The organism is Oscillibacter sp. MSJ-31 (genome assembly GCF_018918025.1).
In the GTDB taxonomy this organism is placed as follows: domain Bacteria; phylum Bacillota; class Clostridia; order Oscillospirales; family Oscillospiraceae; genus Hominicoprocola.
In genome coordinates this window covers 318062-338295 of sequence record NZ_JAHLPT010000001.1, presented here as the reverse complement: position 1 = coordinate 338295, position 20234 = coordinate 318062, and the positions used below count along the sequence as shown (strand labels likewise).

The 20234-nt window shown below is 63.6% G+C and carries 16 protein-coding genes; 13 read left to right on the top strand and 3 right to left on the bottom strand.

Annotated features, from left to right (window positions below):
- Positions 1-2 precede the first annotated feature (2 nt).
- Genes aroA through KQI17_RS01455 form a run of 6 tightly spaced genes read left to right on the top strand, consistent with a single transcriptional unit; the run spans position 3 to position 6058 of the window.
- Positions 3-1223: a 3-phosphoshikimate 1-carboxyvinyltransferase gene (aroA, locus tag KQI17_RS01480; RefSeq protein WP_216494452.1), complete on the top strand. Its 1221-nt coding sequence runs from the start codon at positions 3-5 to the stop codon at positions 1221-1223.
- A complete protein-coding gene (gene aroC / locus KQI17_RS01475; RefSeq protein WP_216494450.1) occupies positions 1213-2304 on the top strand; it encodes a chorismate synthase in 1092 nt (363 codons plus the stop codon). The genes aroA and aroC overlap by 11 nt, the downstream gene beginning before the upstream one ends.
- On the top strand, positions 2291-3427 hold the full coding sequence (locus KQI17_RS01470; RefSeq protein WP_216494448.1) for a bifunctional chorismate mutase/prephenate dehydratase: 1137 nt from the start codon (positions 2291-2293) through the stop codon (positions 3425-3427). Before aroC ends, KQI17_RS01470 begins: the two co-directional genes overlap by 14 nt.
- A gap of 3 nt (positions 3428-3430) precedes the next feature.
- A complete protein-coding gene (locus KQI17_RS01465) occupies positions 3431-4675 on the top strand; it encodes a shikimate kinase (RefSeq protein ID WP_216494446.1) in 1245 nt (414 codons plus the stop codon).
- Positions 4656-5099, top strand: coding sequence for a type II 3-dehydroquinate dehydratase (gene aroQ, locus KQI17_RS01460; protein ID WP_216494445.1), 444 nt, complete (start codon positions 4656-4658; stop codon positions 5097-5099). The genes KQI17_RS01465 and aroQ overlap by 20 nt, the downstream gene beginning before the upstream one ends.
- Positions 5096-6058 carry a carbohydrate kinase gene (locus tag KQI17_RS01455; protein WP_216494444.1) on the top strand — a complete coding sequence of 321 codons (963 nt, stop codon included), beginning with the start codon at positions 5096-5098 and terminating at the stop codon, positions 6056-6058. Before aroQ ends, KQI17_RS01455 begins: the two co-directional genes overlap by 4 nt.
- A gap of 10 nt (positions 6059-6068) precedes the next feature.
- Here the strand turns inward: KQI17_RS01455 and KQI17_RS01450 are convergent, their stop codons facing one another.
- Both KQI17_RS01450 and ftsH read right to left on the bottom strand, forming a co-directional pair.
- Positions 6069-6293: a Lar family restriction alleviation protein gene (locus KQI17_RS01450; RefSeq protein WP_022018955.1), complete on the bottom strand. Its 225-nt coding sequence runs from the start codon at positions 6291-6293 to the stop codon at positions 6069-6071.
- Between the two features lie 114 nt (positions 6294-6407).
- Positions 6408-8252, bottom strand: coding sequence for an ATP-dependent zinc metalloprotease FtsH (gene ftsH / locus KQI17_RS01445; RefSeq protein WP_216494443.1), 1845 nt, complete (start codon positions 8250-8252; stop codon positions 6408-6410).
- Between the two features lie 283 nt (positions 8253-8535).
- Between ftsH and xdh the strand changes: the two genes are divergently transcribed.
- The gene (gene xdh, locus KQI17_RS01440; RefSeq protein ID WP_216494440.1) at positions 8536-11223 is read left to right on the top strand and encodes a selenium-dependent xanthine dehydrogenase; all 2688 of its coding nucleotides are present in this window, start codon (positions 8536-8538) and stop codon (positions 11221-11223) included.
- A gap of 5 nt (positions 11224-11228) precedes the next feature.
- Positions 11229-12239, top strand: coding sequence for an asparaginase (ansA, locus tag KQI17_RS01435; RefSeq protein ID WP_216494439.1), 1011 nt, complete (start codon positions 11229-11231; stop codon positions 12237-12239).
- A 1-nt stretch (position 12240) separates the two neighbouring features.
- Here ansA and KQI17_RS01430 read toward each other — a convergent pair whose 3' ends face one another.
- On the bottom strand, positions 12241-12831 hold the full coding sequence (locus KQI17_RS01430; RefSeq protein ID WP_216494437.1) for a nucleotidyltransferase family protein: 591 nt from the start codon (positions 12829-12831) through the stop codon (positions 12241-12243).
- Between the two features lie 267 nt (positions 12832-13098).
- Between KQI17_RS01430 and KQI17_RS01425 the strand changes: the two genes are divergently transcribed.
- Genes KQI17_RS01425 through KQI17_RS01405 form a run of 5 tightly spaced genes read left to right on the top strand, consistent with a single transcriptional unit; the run spans position 13099 to position 20198 of the window.
- Positions 13099-15270: a xanthine dehydrogenase family protein molybdopterin-binding subunit gene (locus tag KQI17_RS01425; protein WP_216494436.1), complete on the top strand. Its 2172-nt coding sequence runs from the start codon at positions 13099-13101 to the stop codon at positions 15268-15270.
- Positions 15260-15742: a (2Fe-2S)-binding protein gene (locus KQI17_RS01420; protein WP_022019395.1), complete on the top strand. Its 483-nt coding sequence runs from the start codon at positions 15260-15262 to the stop codon at positions 15740-15742. Before KQI17_RS01425 ends, KQI17_RS01420 begins: the two co-directional genes overlap by 11 nt.
- A complete protein-coding gene (locus KQI17_RS01415) occupies positions 15730-16605 on the top strand; it encodes a xanthine dehydrogenase family protein subunit M (RefSeq protein ID WP_216494435.1) in 876 nt (291 codons plus the stop codon). Before KQI17_RS01420 ends, KQI17_RS01415 begins: the two co-directional genes overlap by 13 nt.
- Positions 16606-16620: 15 nt before the next feature.
- The gene (locus tag KQI17_RS01410; RefSeq protein ID WP_216494434.1) at positions 16621-17313 is read left to right on the top strand and encodes an FAD binding domain-containing protein; all 693 of its coding nucleotides are present in this window, start codon (positions 16621-16623) and stop codon (positions 17311-17313) included.
- Between the two features lie 5 nt (positions 17314-17318).
- Positions 17319-20198 carry a molybdopterin-dependent oxidoreductase Mo/Fe-S-binding subunit gene (locus KQI17_RS01405; RefSeq protein ID WP_216494432.1) on the top strand — a complete coding sequence of 960 codons (2880 nt, stop codon included), beginning with the start codon at positions 17319-17321 and terminating at the stop codon, positions 20196-20198.
- Positions 20199-20234 lie beyond the last annotated feature (36 nt).

The following is a 20234-nucleotide window of genomic DNA, read 5'->3' as shown; positions in this document are numbered from 1 at the left end:
GGATGGATATTCGCATCCGACCGCACGCCCTCGCGGGCGCGGTCACGCCGCCGCCGAGCAAGTCGATGGCGCACCGCCTGCTGCTGGCCGCTGCGCTCGCGGACGGTGTGAGCACGGTCCAGAATGTCGCGCTCTCGCAGGACATCGAGGCGACGCTGCGCTGCATGGCGGCGCTCGGCGCAAGCTGGGAGCAGGCAGACGAAGGGACCCTCCACGTGACCGGCATCGGCGGCAAGAGAAAACCCTTTACAGAGCTTCCGCGCTTTGACTGCGGCGAGTCCGGCTCGACGCTGCGCTTTCTCATTCCCATCGCGCTGGCGGCCGCGGGCGGGGGCGTGTTCACCGGCCGCGGGCGGCTGATGGAGCGCCCGCAGAAGCCGTATTTTGACCTCTTTGACGAAAAAGGCATTTCCTATGAACAGACCGCCGGTGCGCTTACCGTGCGCGGTACGCTGACGCCGGGGGAGTACCGGCTGGCGGGCAACGTCTCGAGCCAGTTTTTCACGGGGCTGCTTTTCGCGCTGCCGCTGCTCGGCGGCGGCTCGACGCTGGTATCGACCACGCGGCTCGAGAGCCGCGACTATGTCGCCATGACGCGCGACGCGCTCGCGCGGGCCGGCGTGAAGATAGACGGAGACGCGGAACGCTTTGCCGTGCCGCCGTCGGTCTACCGCTCCTTTGACGCGGCGGTGGAGGCCGACTGGTCGCAGGCGGGCTTCTGGTACGCGGCGCGTTTTCTTGGAAATGGCGTGGAGGTGTGTGGGCTGAACGAAAACTCCGCACAGGGCGACCGCGTTGTAAAAGACCTGCTTGAGCGGTTCAAGGCGGCGGGGGAGCAGAGCGTGGATGTGTCCGACTGCCCCGACCTGCTGCCGCCGCTGGCGGTGATGGCCGCGCGGCGGGAGGGGACGACGTACTTTGTCAACGCCGCCCGCCTTCGGATGAAGGAGAGCGACCGCCTGTCGACGACCGCTGCGCTGCTGCGTGCGCTCGGCGTTCCGGCAGAGGAGACGGCGGACAGCTTGACTGTCCGCGGCGTGCCGGCCTTTTCCGGCGGCACGGTGGACGGCGCGAACGATCATCGCATCGTGATGGCGGCGGCAGTCGCCGCGACCGCCGCGGCGGCTCCGGTCACCGTTACAGGCGCGGAGGCGGTGCGGAAATCCTATCCCTCCTTCTGGGAGGAATACAAACGACTGGGAGGTAGCTTCGATGTCCTCTGAATTCGGAAGAACGCTGCGCGTCGGCGTGTTCGGACAGTCCCACGGAGCCGCGATCGGCGTGACCGTCGACGGCCTGCCTGCGGGCGAGCGCATTGATCTTGCGGAGCTGCAGGCCTTTCTGGATCGGCGCAGGCCGGGAAAAAGCCCGCTTTCGACCGCGCGGAAGGAAGCCGACGCGCCGGAATTCCTCTCCGGTCTGCGCGACGGCGTGACCTGCGGCTCGCCGCTGTGCGCGGTCATTTACAACAGCGACCAGCACTCCTCGGACTACACGGAGCTTGCCGACAAGCCGCGCCCCTCGCACGCCGATTATACCGCGTGGGTGAAATGGGGCGGGCAGGCGGATATGCGCGGCGGCGGGCATTTTTCCGGCCGCCTGACGGCGCCGCTGTGCATCGCCGGCGGCATCGCCAAGCAGATCCTTGCGCGGCACGGCGTATTTGTCGGCGCGCACCTTGCCGCCGTGGGAGCGGAGGACGACGAAGCCTTCCCGCTCTACCCGACCGACGAGCTGTTCCGCGCCGTGGCGGCGAAGCCGTTCCCGACCATTTCCGACGCGGCGGGCGAGCGGATGCAGCGTCTTATTTTGTCGGCGCGTGAGGCGCAGGATTCCGTCGGCGGCATCGTGGAATGTGCCGCCATCGGGCTGCCTGCCGGTCTCGGCGACCCAATGTTCGACGGCATGGAAAACCGCCTTGCCTCGGCGCTGTTCGGCATCCCCGCCGTCAAGGGCGTGGAGTTCGGCGCAGGCTTCGGCGCTTCGCGCCTGCGCGGAAGCGAAAACAACGACGCCTTCCGCGTGGAGGACGGCCGCATCGTCACGGAGACGAATCGCGCCGGCGGCATCCTCGGCGGCATCACCACCGGTATGCCGCTCACGCTGCGCGTCGGCATCAAGCCGACGCCGTCCATCGGCAGACCGCAGAAAACGGTCTCGCTCGCGCGGATGGAAAACACCGAGCTGACCATCCGGGGCCGTCACGACCCCTGCATCGCGCACCGCGCCGTGCCCGTCGTTGAGGCGGTGACGGCCTGCGTGCTCTTAGACTTACTGTTGGAGGAACATCATGGAACTTTCTGAGATCCGCACCCGCATCGACGCCGTGGACGATCAGCTCTTGAAGCTCTTTCTTGAGCGTATGGAGCTGGCCGAGGAGGTCGCGGCCTACAAGAACGAGCACCATCTGCCCATTCTGAACAAGCAGCGCGAGCGCGAAATTCTTGCCAAGGTAACAGCCAAGGCCGGTGACAAGGAGCGCTACGCCTATCACCTCTACTCCACGCTCTTTGAGCTGGCGCGCTCGCGGCAGGCGGAGCTGGTGGACCTGCCGACCAGAGTGGCTGAGCGGGTGGAAAAGTCCCTCGCCGCGGGCGGCCCGGTCTTCCCACAGACGGGTCTTGTCGCCTGTCAGGGCGTGGAGGGCGCGAACTCGCAGGTCGCCTGCGACCGCCTGCTGCCGCGCGGCAGCATCCTGTATGTCAAGACCTTTGACGCGGTGGTGTCCGCGGTGGAGTCCGGCCTGTGCAAATTCGGCGTGCTGCCCATTGAAAACAGCTCCAACGGCTCGGTGCGCGCGGTCTACTCGCTGCTTCAGCAGCATCAGCTCTCCGTGGTGCGCTCCACGAGACTCTGCATCCGCCATGAGCTTTTGGCCATGCCCGGTGTAAAGCTGGAGGACATTACAGAGATCTACTCCCATCAGCAGGCCATCGGTCAATGCAGCAGGTTCCTCAGCAGCCTTTCCGGCGTGCGGGTGATCCCCTGCGGCAACACGGCGGAGGCGGCGAAGCTGGTCGCCGAGAGCGGCAGCCGCCACGCGGCCGCCATCTCCTCACATCCCTGCGCCGCGCTTTACGGCCTTGAATGTGTGAGCGACAAAATTCAGGACAGCGAGAATAATTACACCCGCTTTTTCTGCGTGGCGAAGGACCCCGTCATCTACGCCGGCGCAAACCGCATCAGCCTTATCCTTTCGTTCGAGAATAAGCCCGGCGCGCTCTATGAGATCCTCTCCAAGCTCGCGGCGCTGGACATCAACATGACCAAGCTCGAATCCTGCCCCGTCGCGGGGAGCGATTTTGAGTTTGTGTTCTTCCTTGAGCTGGAGGCAAGCGTGCAGGACCCGAGCGTGCTTGCCATGCTCGAGGAAATGGAGCGCAGCTGCGCGGAGTTTGTATTCCTCGGAAATTACGCCGAGGTGTGAACGATGGGGGAGAAGGTTTACGGACTTCTGGGACGAAAGCTCGGTCACAGCTGGTCGGCGCCCATTCACGCCGCGCTCGGCTGTGCGGACTATCGCCTCATCGAGCTGGAGCCGGAGGAGCTGGGCGCGTTCCTCGCGCGGGAGGAAATCGGCGGGCTGAACGTCACCATTCCCTACAAGCGCGACGTGATAGCGTACTGCGATGTGCTCGACCCGATGGCGGAGGCCATCGGCAGCGTCAACACGCTCGTGCGCCGCGCGGACGGAAAGCTCTATGGCTATAACACCGACGCCGCGGGCTTCTGCTTCATGGCGCAGCGCGCGGGCATCGGCTTTGCGGGGAAGAAGACGCTTGTGCTCGGCAGCGGCGGTGCATCGCGCACGGCGGCCGCGTGCGCGAAAAAGCTCGGCGCGCGCGAGGTGGTCGTCATCTCCCGCTCGGGAGAGAACAACTATACGAACCTCGGCCGTCACGCGGACGCGGAGCGGATCGTCAACACCACGCCGGTCGGGATGTATCCGAACAACGGCGCGGCGGCGGTCGATCTGACCGCCTTTCCCGCCTGCGCGGGCGTGCTCGATCTGATCTACAATCCCCGCCGCACGGCGCTGCTGCTGCAGGCGGAGGAGTTGGGCATTCCAAGCTCGGACGGCCTTCCGATGCTGGTGGCGCAGGCCAAGGCGGCGGAGGAACACTTCTTTGACAGGCACATCGCCGACCGTGAGAACGAGCGCATCCTCGCGCAGCTGCGGCGGGAAATGACGAATCTCGTGCTCATCGGGATGCCGGGCAGCGGCAAGTCCACGGTCGGCGCGGCGCTCGCCGCGCTGACGGGCCGCGAGGCCATCGACATCGACGCGCGCATCGCGGAGAAGGCAGGCTGCTCCATTCCCGAGATCTTCGCCAAGGGAGGAGAAGCCGCCTTCCGCGCACTCGAGCGTGAGGCGACGGCGGAGTGCGGCGCGCTGAGCGGGAAGCTTTTGCTCACGGGCGGCGGCGTGGTGAAAACACCGGAGAATTACGCCGCGCTCCACCAGAATGGCCGCATCTATCAGCTTCTGCGTCCGCTGGAGTTGCTGCCGACCGACGGCCGTCCGCTCTCGCAGGGGGCGGACCTTGCGGCGATGTGGGCGGAGCGCGCGCCGCTCTACGAACGGTTCCGCGACGCCGCGATCGACAACAGCGGCACGGTCGAGCAGACCGCGCAGGCGATCTGGAGGGATTTTTGTGAAAATTCTGGTCATTAACGGCCCCAACATGAATATGCTTGGCATCCGTCAGCCGGAAATTTACGGTCATGCGACCTACGAGGACCTGAAGAGCATGATCGCGGGCGAGGCGGAACGGCTGGGCGCGGAGGTCTCGTTCTTCCAGTCCAACCACGAGGGCGCGCTGGTGGACGCCATTCAGCAGGCGTACTTCGACCGGGTGGACGGCATGATCATCAACCCCGCCGCCTATACGCACACGAGCGTCGCGCTGCTTGACGCGGTGAAGGCGGTCGGCATCCCGACGGTGGAGGTCCACGTTTCCGACCCGGACAGCCGCGAGGATTTCCGCCATGTGTCCTACATCCGCGCGGCCTGCATCGCGACCATCCGCGGGCACGGGCTGCCGGGCTATCTGGAGGCGCTGCATTTGCTGTGCGAGCGCGGGGAGGGCAGAGGATGACGCGGACGGAGTACGACGTTGTTGCGCTCGGTGAGCTGCTCATTGACTTTACGGCGCAGGGGACGGGAGCGGACGGCTATCCGCTCATGGCGGCGCATCCCGGCGGTGCGCCCGCCAATTTCCTCGCGGCCATCGCGCGGCTCGGCGGCAGGACAGCGCTTTTGAGCAAGGTGGGCGCGGACGCCTTCGGCACGATGCTCACCGGGACGCTGCACGAGGTCGGCGTGGATGCGCGCGGCGTTGTCGTGGCGGAGGATGCTTTCACGACGCTGGCATTCGTGACGCTCGACGCGCGCGGCGAGCGCTCCTTTTCCTTTGCCCGCAAGCCGGGCGCGGACACGCAGCTCCGCGCTGAGGAATTGGACCTCTCGCTCATCGAAAAAACAAAAGCGTTCCATTTCGGAACACTTTCTCTGACCGACGAGCCTGCGCGCGGTGCGACGCAGCGTGCTGTCGCCTTTGCAAAGGAACGAGGGAAGCTCATCACCTTCGACCCCAATCTGCGCCCGCCGCTCTGGAGAAGCCCTGACGGCGCGCGGGAGCAGATGCTCTGGGGACTCAGGCAGGCCGACGTTGTGAAGCTCAGCGACAACGAGGTGAAATTCCTCTTCGGCCTTTCACCGCGCGAGGGCGCGGCGTACATTCGGGAGCGGTTCGGCACGCAGCTCGTCTTTGTGACCTGCGGCGCGGACGGCTGCGAGTTTGCAAGCCTGAGGGCGCAGGGCCATGTGGACGGTCTCAAGGGCCTGACAGTCACGGACACCACGGGCGCGGGCGATATTTTCGGCGGCTGCGCGGTGTGGAGGCTGCTCCAAAGCGGCAAGGCTCCCGCAGCGCTGGATGAGGCGGAGCTGCGCGGCATCGCGGAATTTGCCTGCCGCGTCGCCGGACGCTCCACCGAAAAAAGCGGCGGCATCTCCGCGATCACGGAGATGCCGGACGAGGTCTTTATGGGGTGATGGGCGCGGCTCAGTCGCCGACGCCGGCGTGGATCACCTTGCCGATGTTCCACAGATGCGCGACCTGCTTGGCCGCTGCGAGGCGCTCCTCGGGCGTTTCGTAGGCGGCGTGGACGGTGTGCGAGCCGCAGTCAAGGCAGTCTACATAGACGCACCAGCCCTGTTCGTCCTGTATGGCGCCGACGCCGCCGCAATGGGGACAGACGTCCAGATCAATTTCATAAATAGGATCCATCGTGATCCCTCCTTTTCTTTGCTGATGGCAGTATAGCACATCGCGATGGGAAGAACAACAGGAAATCCATGAGTTTTTCGCCGAAAAAGCCGCCCGAGTGGGCGGCTTTTTTGCTTAATCCTGCGTTTTATCCTGTGCTTTTTCGAGATTCAGGATCTTCATGAACTCCTCGCCGGTGATGGTCTCCTTCTCGTAGAGGTACTTGGAGAGCTCATCGAGCTTGGAACGATGATCGTTGAGCAGCTTGACGGCCTTTTCGTGCTCGCGCTTGACGAGCGCGACCACCAGCGCGTCGATCTTCGTCTGCGTTTCGGCAGAGCAGGCGAGCGAGGCGTCGCCGCCGAGGTACTGGTTCGTGACCGTCTCGAGTGCGACCATGTCGAAATCCTCGCTCATGCCGTAGCGTGTGACCATCGCGCGGGCGAGCTTGGTCGCCTGCTCAATGTCGTTGGAAGCGCCCGTGGTGACAGAGCCGAAGCGGACCTCCTCGGCGGCGCGGCCGCCGGTGAGCGTCGCGATCTTGTTCTCCATTTCCTCGCGCGTCATCAGGTAATGGTTGCCCTCCTCGACCTGCATCGTGTAGCCCAGCGCGCCTGAGGTGCGGGGGATAATGGTGATCTTCTGCACAGGGGCGGAGTGGCTTTGCAGCGCCGCGACGAGCGCATGACCGGTCTCGTGGTAGGCGACGATCCATTTTTCGTGGTCGGTGAGGATGGCGTTCTTCTTCTGATAGCCTGCGATGACGACCTCAATGCTCTCCTCCAGATCGGACTCGGTGGCGAACCTGCGGCCTGCGCGCACGGCGCGCAGCGCGGCCTCGTTGACGATGTTCGCAAGCTCCGCGCCGGAAGCGCCGGAGGCCATGCGGGCGATCTTGTTGAAGTCGACGTCCTCCGCGACCTTGATCTTCTTCGCGTGGACCTTCAAAATTTCCTCGCGGCCCTTGAGGTCGGGAAGCTCGACCGGCACACGGCGGTCGAAGCGGCCCGGGCGCGTGAGCGCGGGGTCGAGGGATTCGGGACGGTTGGTGGCGGCGAGGATGATGACGCCGTTGTTGCTCTCAAAGCCGTCCATTTCGGTCAAAAGCTGGTTGAGCGTCTGCTCGCGCTCGTCGTTGCCGCCGTACTGGCTGCCGCTGCGCTTCTGGCCGATGGCGTCGATCTCGTCGATGAAGACGATGCAGGGGGCCTTTTCCTTGGCCTGCTTGAAGAGGTCGCGCACCTTGGACGCGCCCATGCCGACGAACATCTCCACGAACTCCGAGCCGGAGATGGAGAAGAACGGAACGTTCGATTCGCCTGCGACCGCCTTGGCGAGCATGGTCTTGCCGGTTCCCGGAGGGCCGACGAGCAATATGCCCTTGGGCATGGAAGCGCCGATCTCCTGATACTTGCTGGGGTCGTGCAGATAGTTGACGACCTCCTGCAGGTTTTCCTTGGCCTCGTCCTCGCCCGCAACATCAGAGAAGTGGATGCCCTCGGTGGACTGGACGTAGACCTTGACGTTGCTGTTTCCGCCCAGGCCGAACATCATCGAGTTGCCGCCGAGCTTGTCCGCCATCTTCTTGGACATATACTGCCCGAGGGCAAGGAAGATCAGGATGGGCAGCACCCAGCCGAGAATGTCCACGAGCAGCGAGGTCTGCTCGATCTCCTCGCCCTTGAAGGAAACGCCCGCCTCCAAAAGCCGGGCGGAGAGGTCGTCGTCCGACACCATGGCGGTCTTGTAGATAACGGTCTCGTCCTTATCGGTAAAGAGAATGCGGTTGTCCTGCTCCTGAATTTCGACCTTGCCGACCTTGCCCTGCTCGACCATCTCGACAAAGGTGTTGTAGTCCACCTCCTTGATCTGGTGCTGCGCGAGCCACGGCATGGCAAGGAAATTGAAGAGAAATACCGCGAGCATGGCGACGGCGTAGTAGAAGATCAGAGGCTTTTTCGGGGTTTTGACTTCTTTCATAAGCGTCCCTCCAATATAGAATGGGACGGCTGCGCGGAGGGGCGAGCCCGCCTCGTCACAGCCGTGGAAAAGATACGGAAATCATAGTGGAAAAGCCAGCTTTTGTCAAGCGAGGAGGGAGAAGATTTACATATAATTCAATCTTTCGGCACGGAGCGGCGCTATCTTCTAAATAGTATCACGCTTGTGTGTCTTTTTGTTGCAATTTCGGACGAATGTGATACAATAAAAATGAAAAATAATAAGCAGTCCAAACAAAAAGTTTGGGAAGGGAGACCCCGCTATGGCGACATTTACCGTGAACGGACAGACCGTGCAGGCGGAGAAAAATCAAAAGCTCATCCGCTTCCTGCGCGACGAGCTGCGCCTCACCTCCGTCAAGGACGGATGCAGCGAGGGCGCGTGCGGCACCTGCCATGTCCTCATCGACGGCAAGGCGACGAAGGCCTGCGTTCCCTCGACGGACAAGCTGGAGGGAAAGACCATCCTTACGGTCGAGGGCCTTTCCGACTGGGAGAAGGGCGTATATACCTACGCCTTCGGCAAGGCCGGCGCGGTGCAGTGCGGCTTCTGCATCCCGGGCATGGTCATCTCCGCCAAGGCGCTGCTGGACGCGAATCCCGCGCCGACGCGCGAGGAGGCGGCGTTCGCCATCCGCAACAACATCTGCCGCTGCACGGGCTATGTGAAGATCATCGACGGCATCCTGCTCGCGGCGGAGATCCTCCGCAGCGGCAAACTGCCGGAGGAGAAAAAGACAGGCTATGGCGTCGGTGAACGCGCTGTGCGCGTGGACGTGGCGGAAAAGGTGCAGGGCTACGGCAAGTATCCGGACGACCTGTATGTGGACGGTATGCTCTATGCCGGCGCCGTGCGCAGCAAATATCCCCGCGCGCGGGTGCTTGCCATCCATAAGGAAAAGGCGGAGGCCCTGCCCGGCGTGGTCGGCGTCTACACCGCGGAGGATATTCCGGGGGAGAACAAGGTCGGCCATCTGCAGCAGGACTGGGACACGATGATCCCAGTCGGCAGGATCACCCACTACCTCGGTGACGCCATCTGCCTTGTGGCGGCGGAGACGAAGGAGGCTTTGGAGCAGGCGAAGGCCCTCGTCGAGATCGACTACGAGCCGCTCAAGCCGGTGTTCAGCCCGACCTATGCCTCCCAGCCCTTTGCGCCGCTCGTGCATGAGTCCGGCAACCTGCTGTGCGAAAAGCACGTCAGCCGCGGCAACGCCGATCAAGCCATCCGCGACGCGGACTATGTGCTGATGTATCACTACGAAACGCCGTACACGGAGCACGCCTTCCTCGAGCCGGAGTGCGCGGTCGCCTATCCCGACGAGGACGGGCTGACCATCCTCTCCACCGATCAGGGCGCTTACGACACGGCGCGGGAGGTCTCCCGTCTGCTGGGGCTTCCCAAGGAAAAGATCCATGTGACCAATATGCTCGTCGGCGGCGGCTTCGGCGGCAAGGAGGATATGACGGTGCAACACCATGCGGCGCTCGTCGCTTATCTCACGGGCCGTCCGGTCAAGGTGAAGCTGAGCCGCAAGGAAAGTATGCTCGTCCACCCGAAGCGGCATCCGATGAAGGTGACCATCACCATGGGCTGCAATCGTGACGGTCTCATTCAGGGCGTCAAGGCCGAGGTGGTCGCCGACACCGGCGCGTATGCCTCGCTCGGCGGCCCGGTGCTCGAGCGTGCCTGCACGCACGCGGCGGGTCCCTATCACTACGAAAATTTTGAGATCACCGGCAAGGCGTACTATACGAACAATCCGCCCGCGGGCGCGTTCCGCGGCTTCGGCGTGACGCAGACCTGCTACGCCATGGAAATGACGCTCACGAAGATGGCGCACGAGCTGGGCATCTCCCCGTGGGAGATCCGCTACCGCAACGCCATCCGCCCCGGGCAGACGCTGCCGAACGGGCAGATCGCGCCGCCGTCCACCGGCCTGGTGGAGACGCTCGAGGCGGTGAAGGACATCTGCGAGCAGAACAGGAACGTCGGCATCGCCTGCGCGATGAAGAACGCGGGCGTCGGCGTGGGCATTCCCGATACGGGCCGCTGCATCGTGGCGGTCAAGGACGGTAAGCTCCATATCCGCTCCGGCGCATCCTGCATCGGACAGGGGCTCGGCACGGTGCTGACGCAGATCGTCTGCACCATGCTGCACTGTGAGCGCGAGGATGTCGTCTACGAGGCCGCCAACACGGTGAACGCGCCGGACTCCGGCACGACCTCCGGCTCGCGCCAGACGCTCGTGACCGGCGAAGCCTGCCGGCGGGCCTGTCAGAAGCTGCTCGCGGCGGCGGGCGCCGATGTGAGGGTGTCCGATTATTCCGGCATCGCGCACCGGCAGGGCATGGAATCGCTGCCCGGCGGCAACAGCAGCGGCACGGTCGGCACCGAGCTGCCCGAGGGGGCGAGCGTGGACTGGAGAGCGCTCGAGGGACAGGAGTTCTACGGCGAATACCTCGCCAAGACCGACCCGCTGGGCGCGCAGGACGTTGCCAATCCCGTCAGCCACGTCGCCTACGGCTACGCCACCCATGTGTGTGTGCTCAACGACGACGGAACGATCCGCGAGATCGACGCGGCGCACTTCGTCGGCAAGGCGATCAACCCGCTCTCCTGCGAGGGGCAGATCGAGGGCGGCGTCACCATGGCGCTCGGCTTCACGCTGACGGAGCACTATCCGCTCTACGACTGCATCCCCAGCGCAAGGTTCGGTACGCTGGGCCTGTTCCGCGCCGATCAGGTGCCGCCCATCCACAGCATTCTGGTGGAGAAGGAGGGGCAGGACATGGCCTTCGGCGCCATCGGCATCGGCGAGATCACGACCATTCCGACGGCCCCCGCCGTGGCGGGCGCGTACTTCGCGCTCGACGGCGAGATGCGCACGAGCCTTCCGCTGATGAAAACGCCGTATGAGCGGCCCAAGATGCCGCGCTATTGGTGGTAAGCCGTATGAAAAATGTTCTGATCATCTACACCGGCGGGACCATCGGCATGACGCGCACGGAGAACGGCTACGCCCCGCAGAGCGGGCAGTTCCGCCGCGCGATGGAGGCCATTCCCGACCTGTACGCCGAGCAGATGCCCCGTTGGGACATGCTCGAAATGGACCCGCTGCTCGACTCCTCCAACATGACGGTGCATGAGTGGAACAAGATCGCGCAGCTCGTTGCCGACCATTACGACGCCTACGACGGCTTTGTGGTGCTCCACGGCACGGACACGATGGCCTATACCGCCTCCGCGCTTTCCTTCATGCTCGAGGGACTGGCAAAGCCGGTCATTCTCACCGGCTCGCAGATCCCCATGTGCGAGATCCGCAGCGACGGGCGCGACAATCTTATCACCTCGCTGCTCATCGCGGGCGCGGAGGAGGTGCATGAGGTCTGCCTGTACTTCGGCGGGAAGCTCCTGCGCGGCAACCGCGCGACCAAGTTCTCCGCCGACGGGCTGATCGCCTTCCTTTCACCGAACTACCCGAGCCTTGCCGACGCGGGCATCACCATCCGCTACAACGAAAGCGCCCTCCTGCCGAAGCCGAAAGGCGCTTTGAAGCTGCAATTACTGGAGAATATTCCCATTGGGGTGCTGAAGGTCTTCCCGGGCATTCAGTTCTCGCTCTTTGAGCAGATCATGACCGAGCGGCTGCGCGGCATCGTCATCGAGACCTTCGGCGCGGGGAACATTCCCGGGGACGGCGGCGCGCTGCTGCCGATCATCGAAAAGGCGTTTCATAACGGCACGGTGCTGACGGTCTGCTCGCAATGTCCGCAGGGAGCGGTGGCGCTCGGCGCTTACGAGACCTCGAACGCCCTGAAAAGAGCGGGCGCGGTCAGCGGGCTGGACATGACGACCGAGGCTGCCGTCGCCAAGCTCTACTATCTCTTTTCCTGCGGCTATGAGAAGGAGCGCGTCAAGACGATGATGGAGCAGGACCTCCGCGGCGAAATGACGGCGCCGTAGCTCACGCGAGCGTGTCGCGCAGCGCGGCGAGCGCCATCGGCGTGTCCACGTCGCGCAGCTCATCGGGGGAGATCTCAAAGAGCGTCAGCGCGTCCTCGTGGCGGCGGATGACGGCGCTGCCGCCGCGGTCGCCCTCGAGCGCCGTCAGCTCAGGGAAGAAGCGGGCGGGGAAGATGCACGGATTGCCGCGCACACCGCCATGTCCCATCGCGACGATGCGGTCGGGATGCCGGCGGAAAAATTCGACCTCCGCGCGAACGCTCTCGCGCCGCAGCAGCGGCTGGTCGGCGACCTGATAGAGAATGGCGTCACAGTCTGCCATCGCCTCGGTGCCGAGCCTGACGGTGTGGCTCGCGCCCCACTCGGGGAAGGGGTTGACAAGGACGGTAAAGCCGAAGCGCATGGCAAGCACGAGGACCTCGTCGTACTGCGTGACGACGGTCACGCGGGCAAACTCCTCGCGGGGGACGGTCTCGAGCGCGTGCTCGATGAGCATTTTGCCGTCCACCTTGGCGGCGAGCTTGTTGGAGCCGAAGCGGCTGGCGTTTCCGGCCGCCATGATAAGGCAGCCGATCCTGGGCGGATGGTTCATGGAGATCATCTCTCTTTCTCGGTTATGGTTACTTTATCATAAGCAGTCTCCCCAATGCAACCGGAAAATACACGCGCTATTCTGAAAGTAGGACTACGGCGTCTCTGTACAAACAGGGCGTTTGGTGTTAAAATCACAGCAAGAAAATGGGCTGATTCGCTGAAAACAGCGTGTTAGAATATCTTGCTTTTGTAAGAATTTCTAAAAATGTTCAAAATTTACCGAAGGAAGCGTCCCGGCAGTCGGGAACGCTGAAGGAGGTCTTTTATGTCGGAAGGATACAGCAGCAAGCCGATGCAGGCGACGAAGATCGGTGATCGCATCGTCCGTGTGGACGCGGTGCAGAAGGCGAGGGGCGAGGCGGTCTACGTCTGCGATATGACGCTGCCCAATATGCAGTACGCCTACATGGTGCGCTCCACCATTGCCCGCGGCAGGATCAAGGCCATCCATGTGCCGGAGCTGCCGGAGGGCTACCACTTCATCTCCGCGAAGGATATTCCCGCGCAGGGCAAGAACGAGCTGTGGATGATCTCCAAGGACTGGCGCTGCTTCGCCGAGGACTATGTCCTCTACGTCGGCGAGACGATCGGCCTGGTGGTCGGCCCCGACCGCAGCGTTCTCAAGCGGCTCAAGGCGCAGATCAAAATCGACTACGAGGAGCAGACGCCCGCCGTCACCATTGACGACGGTATCCACTGCGTCGGCGGCCCCATGTTCCCGGAGAAGAACAGCAACGTCATGTGCGAGCTGTTCTGCGAAAAGGGCCGGCCGATGGACGAGGTGTTCGCCGAGGCGGACGAGGTCTTTGAGGAGACCATCGAAACGCCCTATCAGGAGCACGTCCATCTGGAGACCAACAGCGCCATCGCGGATATGGAGGACGGCAAGTTCGTCTTCTATGCCTCCGCCCAGTGCCCGTTCTACATCCGCAAGTCCATCGCGGGACTGTTGGACATTCCCTATGACGATATCATCGTCCGCCAGTGCACGACCGGCGGCGCGTTCGGCGGCAAGGAGCATTTCCCCGACGTGCTCTGCGGCGCTCTGCTGGTGGCGGAGAACAAGATCCGCAAGCCCATCAAGATGGTCTTTGACCGCGAGGAGGACACGCAGTTCTCCGTCAAGCGCCATCCGTCCAAGTGCATCTACAAGACCGCGGTGAAGGACGGAAAGATCACCGGTGTGTACGGTCACATCTATTATAACTGCGGCGCGTACCTTTCCTCGTCCTACGTCGTGCTCCAGCGCGGCGTGTTCCACGGCAACGGCGTCTACACCTTTGACAATACCTATCTCAAGGGCGAGGGCATCGGCACCAATATGTTCCCGTCCTGCGCGTTCCGCGGCTTCGGCGCGCCACAGACGCTCTTTGCCATCGAGACGCATCTGGACCATCTGGCGCACCACCTCGGCGTGGACCCGCTGGAATTCAAGATGCAGTACCTCGCCAAGAAGGGCGACGAGACCACGACCAACGGTCACATCATCGAGGAGGTCAAGCTCCCCGAGATGCTGGACGTCATCACCCGCGAGTCCGATTACTGGCGCAAGGCCAAGGAATACAAGCCCGGCTGCGGCAGGGGCATCGGCATCGCGCTCTATAACCACGGCGGCGCATTCACCGGCAACGGCGAGCAGGCCATCATCAAGGCGCACGCGCGGCTGGTTAAGACCGGCGACCGCGTGAGCATTCAGGTCGGCTCCACCGAAATGGGGCAGGGCTTCAAAACGAGCCTGCGCAAGATCTGCGCTGCCACGCTCGGCGTGAGCATCGATCAGATCGAGTATCTCGATCCCGACACCTCCAAGGTCGTGGACTCCGGCCCGACCGCAGCCTCCCGCTCCACCATGGTCGTCGGCCGCCTTGTCGAGCGCGCCGCGCAGGAGATGAAGGAGCGCTGGAGCGAGGGCGACTTCACCACCGAGGTCGAGTACGAGCATCCCGACGGCTATCCGTGGGATCAGGCGACTTTCCGCGGCGACGCCTACCTTGGCTACGGCTGGGGCGTTGCCTGCGTCGAGGCCGAGGTGGATCGATTGACAAACGAGGTCAAGACCGTCGGCGTCTGGTCCTCGCACGAGATCGGCAAGGCCATCGACGAGCTGATCGTCCACGGTCAGATCAACGGCGGCATCCTCCAGTCCCTCGGCTACGGCTCGATGGAAAAGCTGGAGGTCAAGGGCGGCCGCTTCAAGCAGAAGAGTATGTCCGACTATGTGATCCCCACCTCGATGGATTTCCCGAAGCAGTTCTACCACATTCAGGAAAATCCCTATCCCTGGGGCCCCTACGGCGCCAAGGGCATGGGCGAGCTGGTGTTCAACGGCGCTTCCGCGGCCTATGTGGACGCGGTCGAGCGCGCGCTCAACACGCGCTTTACATCCATTCCCATCCCGCCGGAAGCGATTGAGGAGGCTATGAAACATGTACACTGAGATTCGTTTTACATTGAACGGCGAGCAGAAGCTCTATCAGGGCGACCCGCTGAGAAGGCTGCTCGACGTGCTGCGTGAGGACTACGGCCTCACCGGCAGCAAGGAAGGCTGCGGCGAGGGCGAGTGCGGAGCCTGCTCCATCATCAAAAACGGCGAGCTGGTCACGAGCTGCATCATCCCCGTCGGCGCGGTCAACGGCTGCGAGCTTTTGACCATCGAGGGCATCCGCGACACGGAAAAGGGTAAGTGCATCATCGACGCCTACGCCGAGGGCGGCGCGGTGCAGTGTGGCTTCTGTATCCCCGGCATGGTCATGGCGACCTATGTGCTGCTGAGTAAGAATCCCGACCCCACCGAGGAGGAGATCCGCGTCGGCATCAGCGGCAACATCTGCCGCTGCACCGGCTATGACCTGATCGTCGAGTGCATCCGACTCGCGGCGAAGAAAGGAGCGGCCTTATGGAACAGGTAAAGTGCTTCATTCCCGAAACGCTTGAGGAGGCGCTGCGCATCCGCAGAGAGACCGGTGCGACCGTCCTCGCCGGCGGCTCCGACCTGATGGTCGCGAACAGCATAGGCGCGGGCGTGACGCCCGCGTTCAAGGGCGACGTGCTCATCATCACCAACCTCAAGGAGCTCAAGGGCATCCGCGCGCTGCCGGACGGCAGCGTGGAGATCGGCGCGTGCACGACCTCGGCGGAAATCGCCCGCTCGCCCATCGCGCCCGAGCTTTTGAAGGATGCCGCGTCCCGCATGGGCGCGATCGCCCTGCGCAACAGCGCGACCATCGGCGGCAACATCGGCAACGCGTCCCCCAAGGGCGATATGCCCCAGCCGCTCATCCTGATGGATGCGGAGGTGGTGCTCACGAGCGTGGACGGCGAGCGCCGCATGCTCGTGGACGATTACATCATCGCCACCAAAAAGACCGCGCTGCGCGAGGACGAGATCATCACGAAGGTCATCATCCCCAAGCAGGACTTCACCCACATTTTCTTCCGCAAGATCGGTATGCGCCGCGCGAACGCCATCTCCAAGCTGACGCTTTCCGCCGCTGCCACCGTCCGCGACGGCGTGGTGGTCGACTTCCGCGCGTCCTCCGGCGCGGCGGGCCCCAAGGTCGCCCGCTCCCGCAAGGCGGAGGAGCTGCTGATCGGGAAAAAGGTCAGCGAGCTTCACACCTGTAAGGAAGAATTTCTTGACGCATGGAACGCGGTCATCAGCCCGCACGCCATGCCCGAATACCGCAGAAACACCACGCGCAGAATGCTCGCGTTCTTCATCGACGCGCTCGAAGCCGGCCATGCGCCCGGCCGCGTGGATATTCAGGAATAAAAGGGAGGCAATGCCATGATCTACCATCCCCGGACCCCGCAGGAGGCTGTGAACCTCCGCAAGGAGCACGCCGACACGGCGGTCTATCTTGCCGGCGGCACCGATGACCTCCGCCTCGGCGGCGCCGCCGAGGGCAAGGACCTCATCGACATCACCGGCTTCGATTTCAACACCATCACCGAGAAGGACGGCAAGGTCTATATCGGTGCGCTCTGCACTCTACAGGACGTGATCGAGAGCGAGCTTGTCCCGGCATTTATTAGGGAGGCCGCCGGCTTCTGCGCATCCTTCGCCAAGCGCAGCAGCGCGACGGTCGGCGGCAACCTCGGCCTGCGCCGCTCCGACAGCTATCTTGCCGCCGCGCTGACTGCGGCGGACGCAACGCTCAAATCCATCACGCCGCACGGCGAGCAGGACAAGCCCGTCGGCGAATACCTGCAAAGCGACTGCAAGCGTCTGATCGAGTATGTCGTGGTCGATAAAGACCGTACCGGCTCCGTCAAGCGCTTCGGCAACACCTCGTCGAGCCACGCGACGCTCATCGCCGCCGAGAGCGGCGGCATCTACGCGCTGAGCGTGCAGGGCAGCGGCCTTGTCTACGGCACGACGCCGGCCATTGCCGAGCAGGTCACCTATGTCGACGACCTGACCGGCAGCGCCGCCTATAAGAAGTATCTGGCGGGCATTGTTTTCACACTCGGGAGGTAAGGGCGATGGAACTGAAATGCAAGATCAACGGCGAAGAGGTGACCCTCCGCGCCGAACCCACCGCAAGACTGCGTGATGTTTTGTACCGTGCCGGTTACCGCAGCGTTCGCGACAGCGACGACGCCGAGGGCTTCGCCGGCAGCGATACCATCGTCTTTAACGGCAAGCTCAAGTATGCGAACTTCATCCTGTTCTATCAGGCTGAGGGCACGGAGATCCGCACCGCCGAGGGTCTGCTGAACGGACGTGAGCTGAACAATGTGCAGAAGGCCATGGTCGCCGCGGGTATCGTGCAGAGCGCGTACAACGCGCCCGCTGCCGCGCTCATTCTGACCTGGCTGCTCGAGCAGAAGCCGAACCCCACCCGCGAAGAGATCAAGGATGTGCTGACGAGCATCTTTATCCGCGACGCGGGCTATGAGCATTATTATCTCGCCGTCAAGCTCGCGACCGAGCTGCGCGACTTCGGCGAATTTCGCAGTGAGATCGCGCCGACCTTCCGCCCCAGCCTCGAGGTCGTCGGCAAGCCCTGCGGCAAGATCGACGGTGCGGCGCTGGTCTCCGGCGAGCCGGTGTTTGTCGAGGACAAGGTGCCCGAGAACGCCTGGTGCCTGCACGTCCTCCGCAGCCCCTTTGCCAGCGCTTACATCAAGTCCATCGACACGAGCGAGGCGGAGAAGCTGCCCGGCGTCGCCGCCATCCTTACCGCATACAATACGCCGGAGACGCACTATATGCAGGCCGGTCAGGGCAATCCCGAGCCGTCCCCGCACGACCGCCGGCTCTTCAACAGGAAGGTCCGCCACGTCGGCGACCGCGTCGCGGGCATCATCGCCCGCACGCCGGCGATCGCCGATCAGGCCGCCGCGCTTATCAAGGTCGAGTATGAGCCGCAGGGCGCGGTCTACACGGTCGAGGAGGCCATGGCGGAGGGCGCGCCGCTCGTCCACAACGGCGAGGTCATCTACAACGCGGGCGCGCCCGCGGATCTCGCGGAGTACAATAAGCTCGCGGGTGACGAGCGCGAGGGCAAGGTCGTCTACCAGTTCCCGCTGGGCGCGGACATCCATAAGAACATCGCCGCCTCCAACAAGGGCGGCATCGGCGATATGGAAAAGGGCTTCGCCGAGGCGGACGCCATTGTGGAGCGCACCTACCAGACCAGCCAGATCCAGCACACGCCGCTCGAGCCGCACGTCTGCTACGCGCATATCGAGGGCGGGCGTCTGGTGCTCAACTGCGCCACGCAGGTGCCGTACCATGTGCGCCGCATCGTCAGCTGGGTGTGCGGCATTCCGGAAAATAAGATCCACGTCATCAAGGAGCGCGTCGGCGGCGGCTACGGCAGCAAGCAGGACATTCTGGTGGAGGACCTGACCGGCTACGCCGCATGGGTCACCGGCAAGCCCGTCTACTACCGCAACACCCGCGCCGAGGAGTTCTACGCCAACTCCACCCGTCACCCCATGCGTGTGAAGGTGAAGATGGGCGGCAAGAAGGACGGCACGATCACCGCGCTCTTTATGGAGGTCTGCGCCAACACCGGCCCGTTCGGCAACCATTGCCTGACCGTCCCAATGAACAGCTGCTCCAAGACGCTGCCGCTCTTCGCCGTGGACAACATGGCATATGATCTGAAGGTCTTTTACACCAACACGCCGCCCGCAGGCGCGTATCAGGGCTACGGTACGCCGAAGGGCACCTATGGCATCATGATGGCGATGGCGGAGCTGGCGGACAAGCTGGGCGTGGACTACCGCACGATGGTGGAAAAGAACCACGTCAGCGAGGGCTATATGCTTGAGATTCTCAAGGGTCTCGGCGAGGGCCGCGAGGGCAACGTCGTCCCCGTCGGCTCCTGCGGTCTGGACGAGGCCATTGCCAAGGGCTGCGACATGATCGAGTGGGGCAAAAAGGAAGTCTCCGACGATCCCGACTGGAAGATCGGCAAGGGCTTTGCCATGATCATGCAGGGCAGCGGTCTGCCCGGCTTGGACCATGCCGAGGCCATCGCCAAGCTGGAGACGGACGGCACAGTCATTCTCAACAGCGGTGGCGCGGATCTGGGCACGGGACTTGACACCATCTCCGCCAAGGCGGTGAAGGAGGTCCTCAAGCTCCCGATGGAGAAGATCACGGTCGTGTCCGGCGATACCGACTCCTGCGTGTTCGATACCGGCGCTTACGCCTCCTCCGGCACGTTCTTCAGCGGCAACGCTTCACTGCTGGCGGCGAAAAAGCTCAAGGAGAAGATTTTGGCGGAGGCCGCTTTGCAGATGAACGAAAAGGTCGAGGATCTGGACGTTCGCGCACCCGGCGAGGTCTATTCCAAGACGAGCGGCAAGGCGCTCACCTACGGCGAGCTGTCCCACGCGGCGATCGCGGGCGACGGCCGCGGCCAGATGGTCGCGCACGGCAGCTACGTCACCAAAGCATCCTCCGTGCCCTACGGTGCGCACTTCGCGCAGGTGGCGGTCAACGTCAGGACCGGTGAGATCAAGGTGCAGAAGTTCTACGCCCTGCAGGACGCGGGCACGCCCATCAATCCCGAGATCGCGCTGTGCCAGATGTACGGCGCCGCGATGAAGTCCATCGGCCACACCCTCTATGAGGATATGAAGCTGGACGAGAACGGCAAGTGCATCAACGCGAACCTCACGGACTACGGCGCGCCGATGATCGGCGAAGCGCCCGAGGATTTCAAGTCCATGCTGATCGACGTCAACGACGACTTCGGTCCCTTCGGCGCGAAGTCCATCTCCGAGATCGCCTGCAACGGCGCGGCGCCCGCCATCGGCATCGCCATTCACGACGCCTGCGGTGTGTGGATGCGCTCCTGGCCGATGACGCCGGAGAAGCTGCTGCACGAGCTTGGCAGGATCTGAACGACTCGCATCGTAAAAAAGGATTGAACCGAAAAC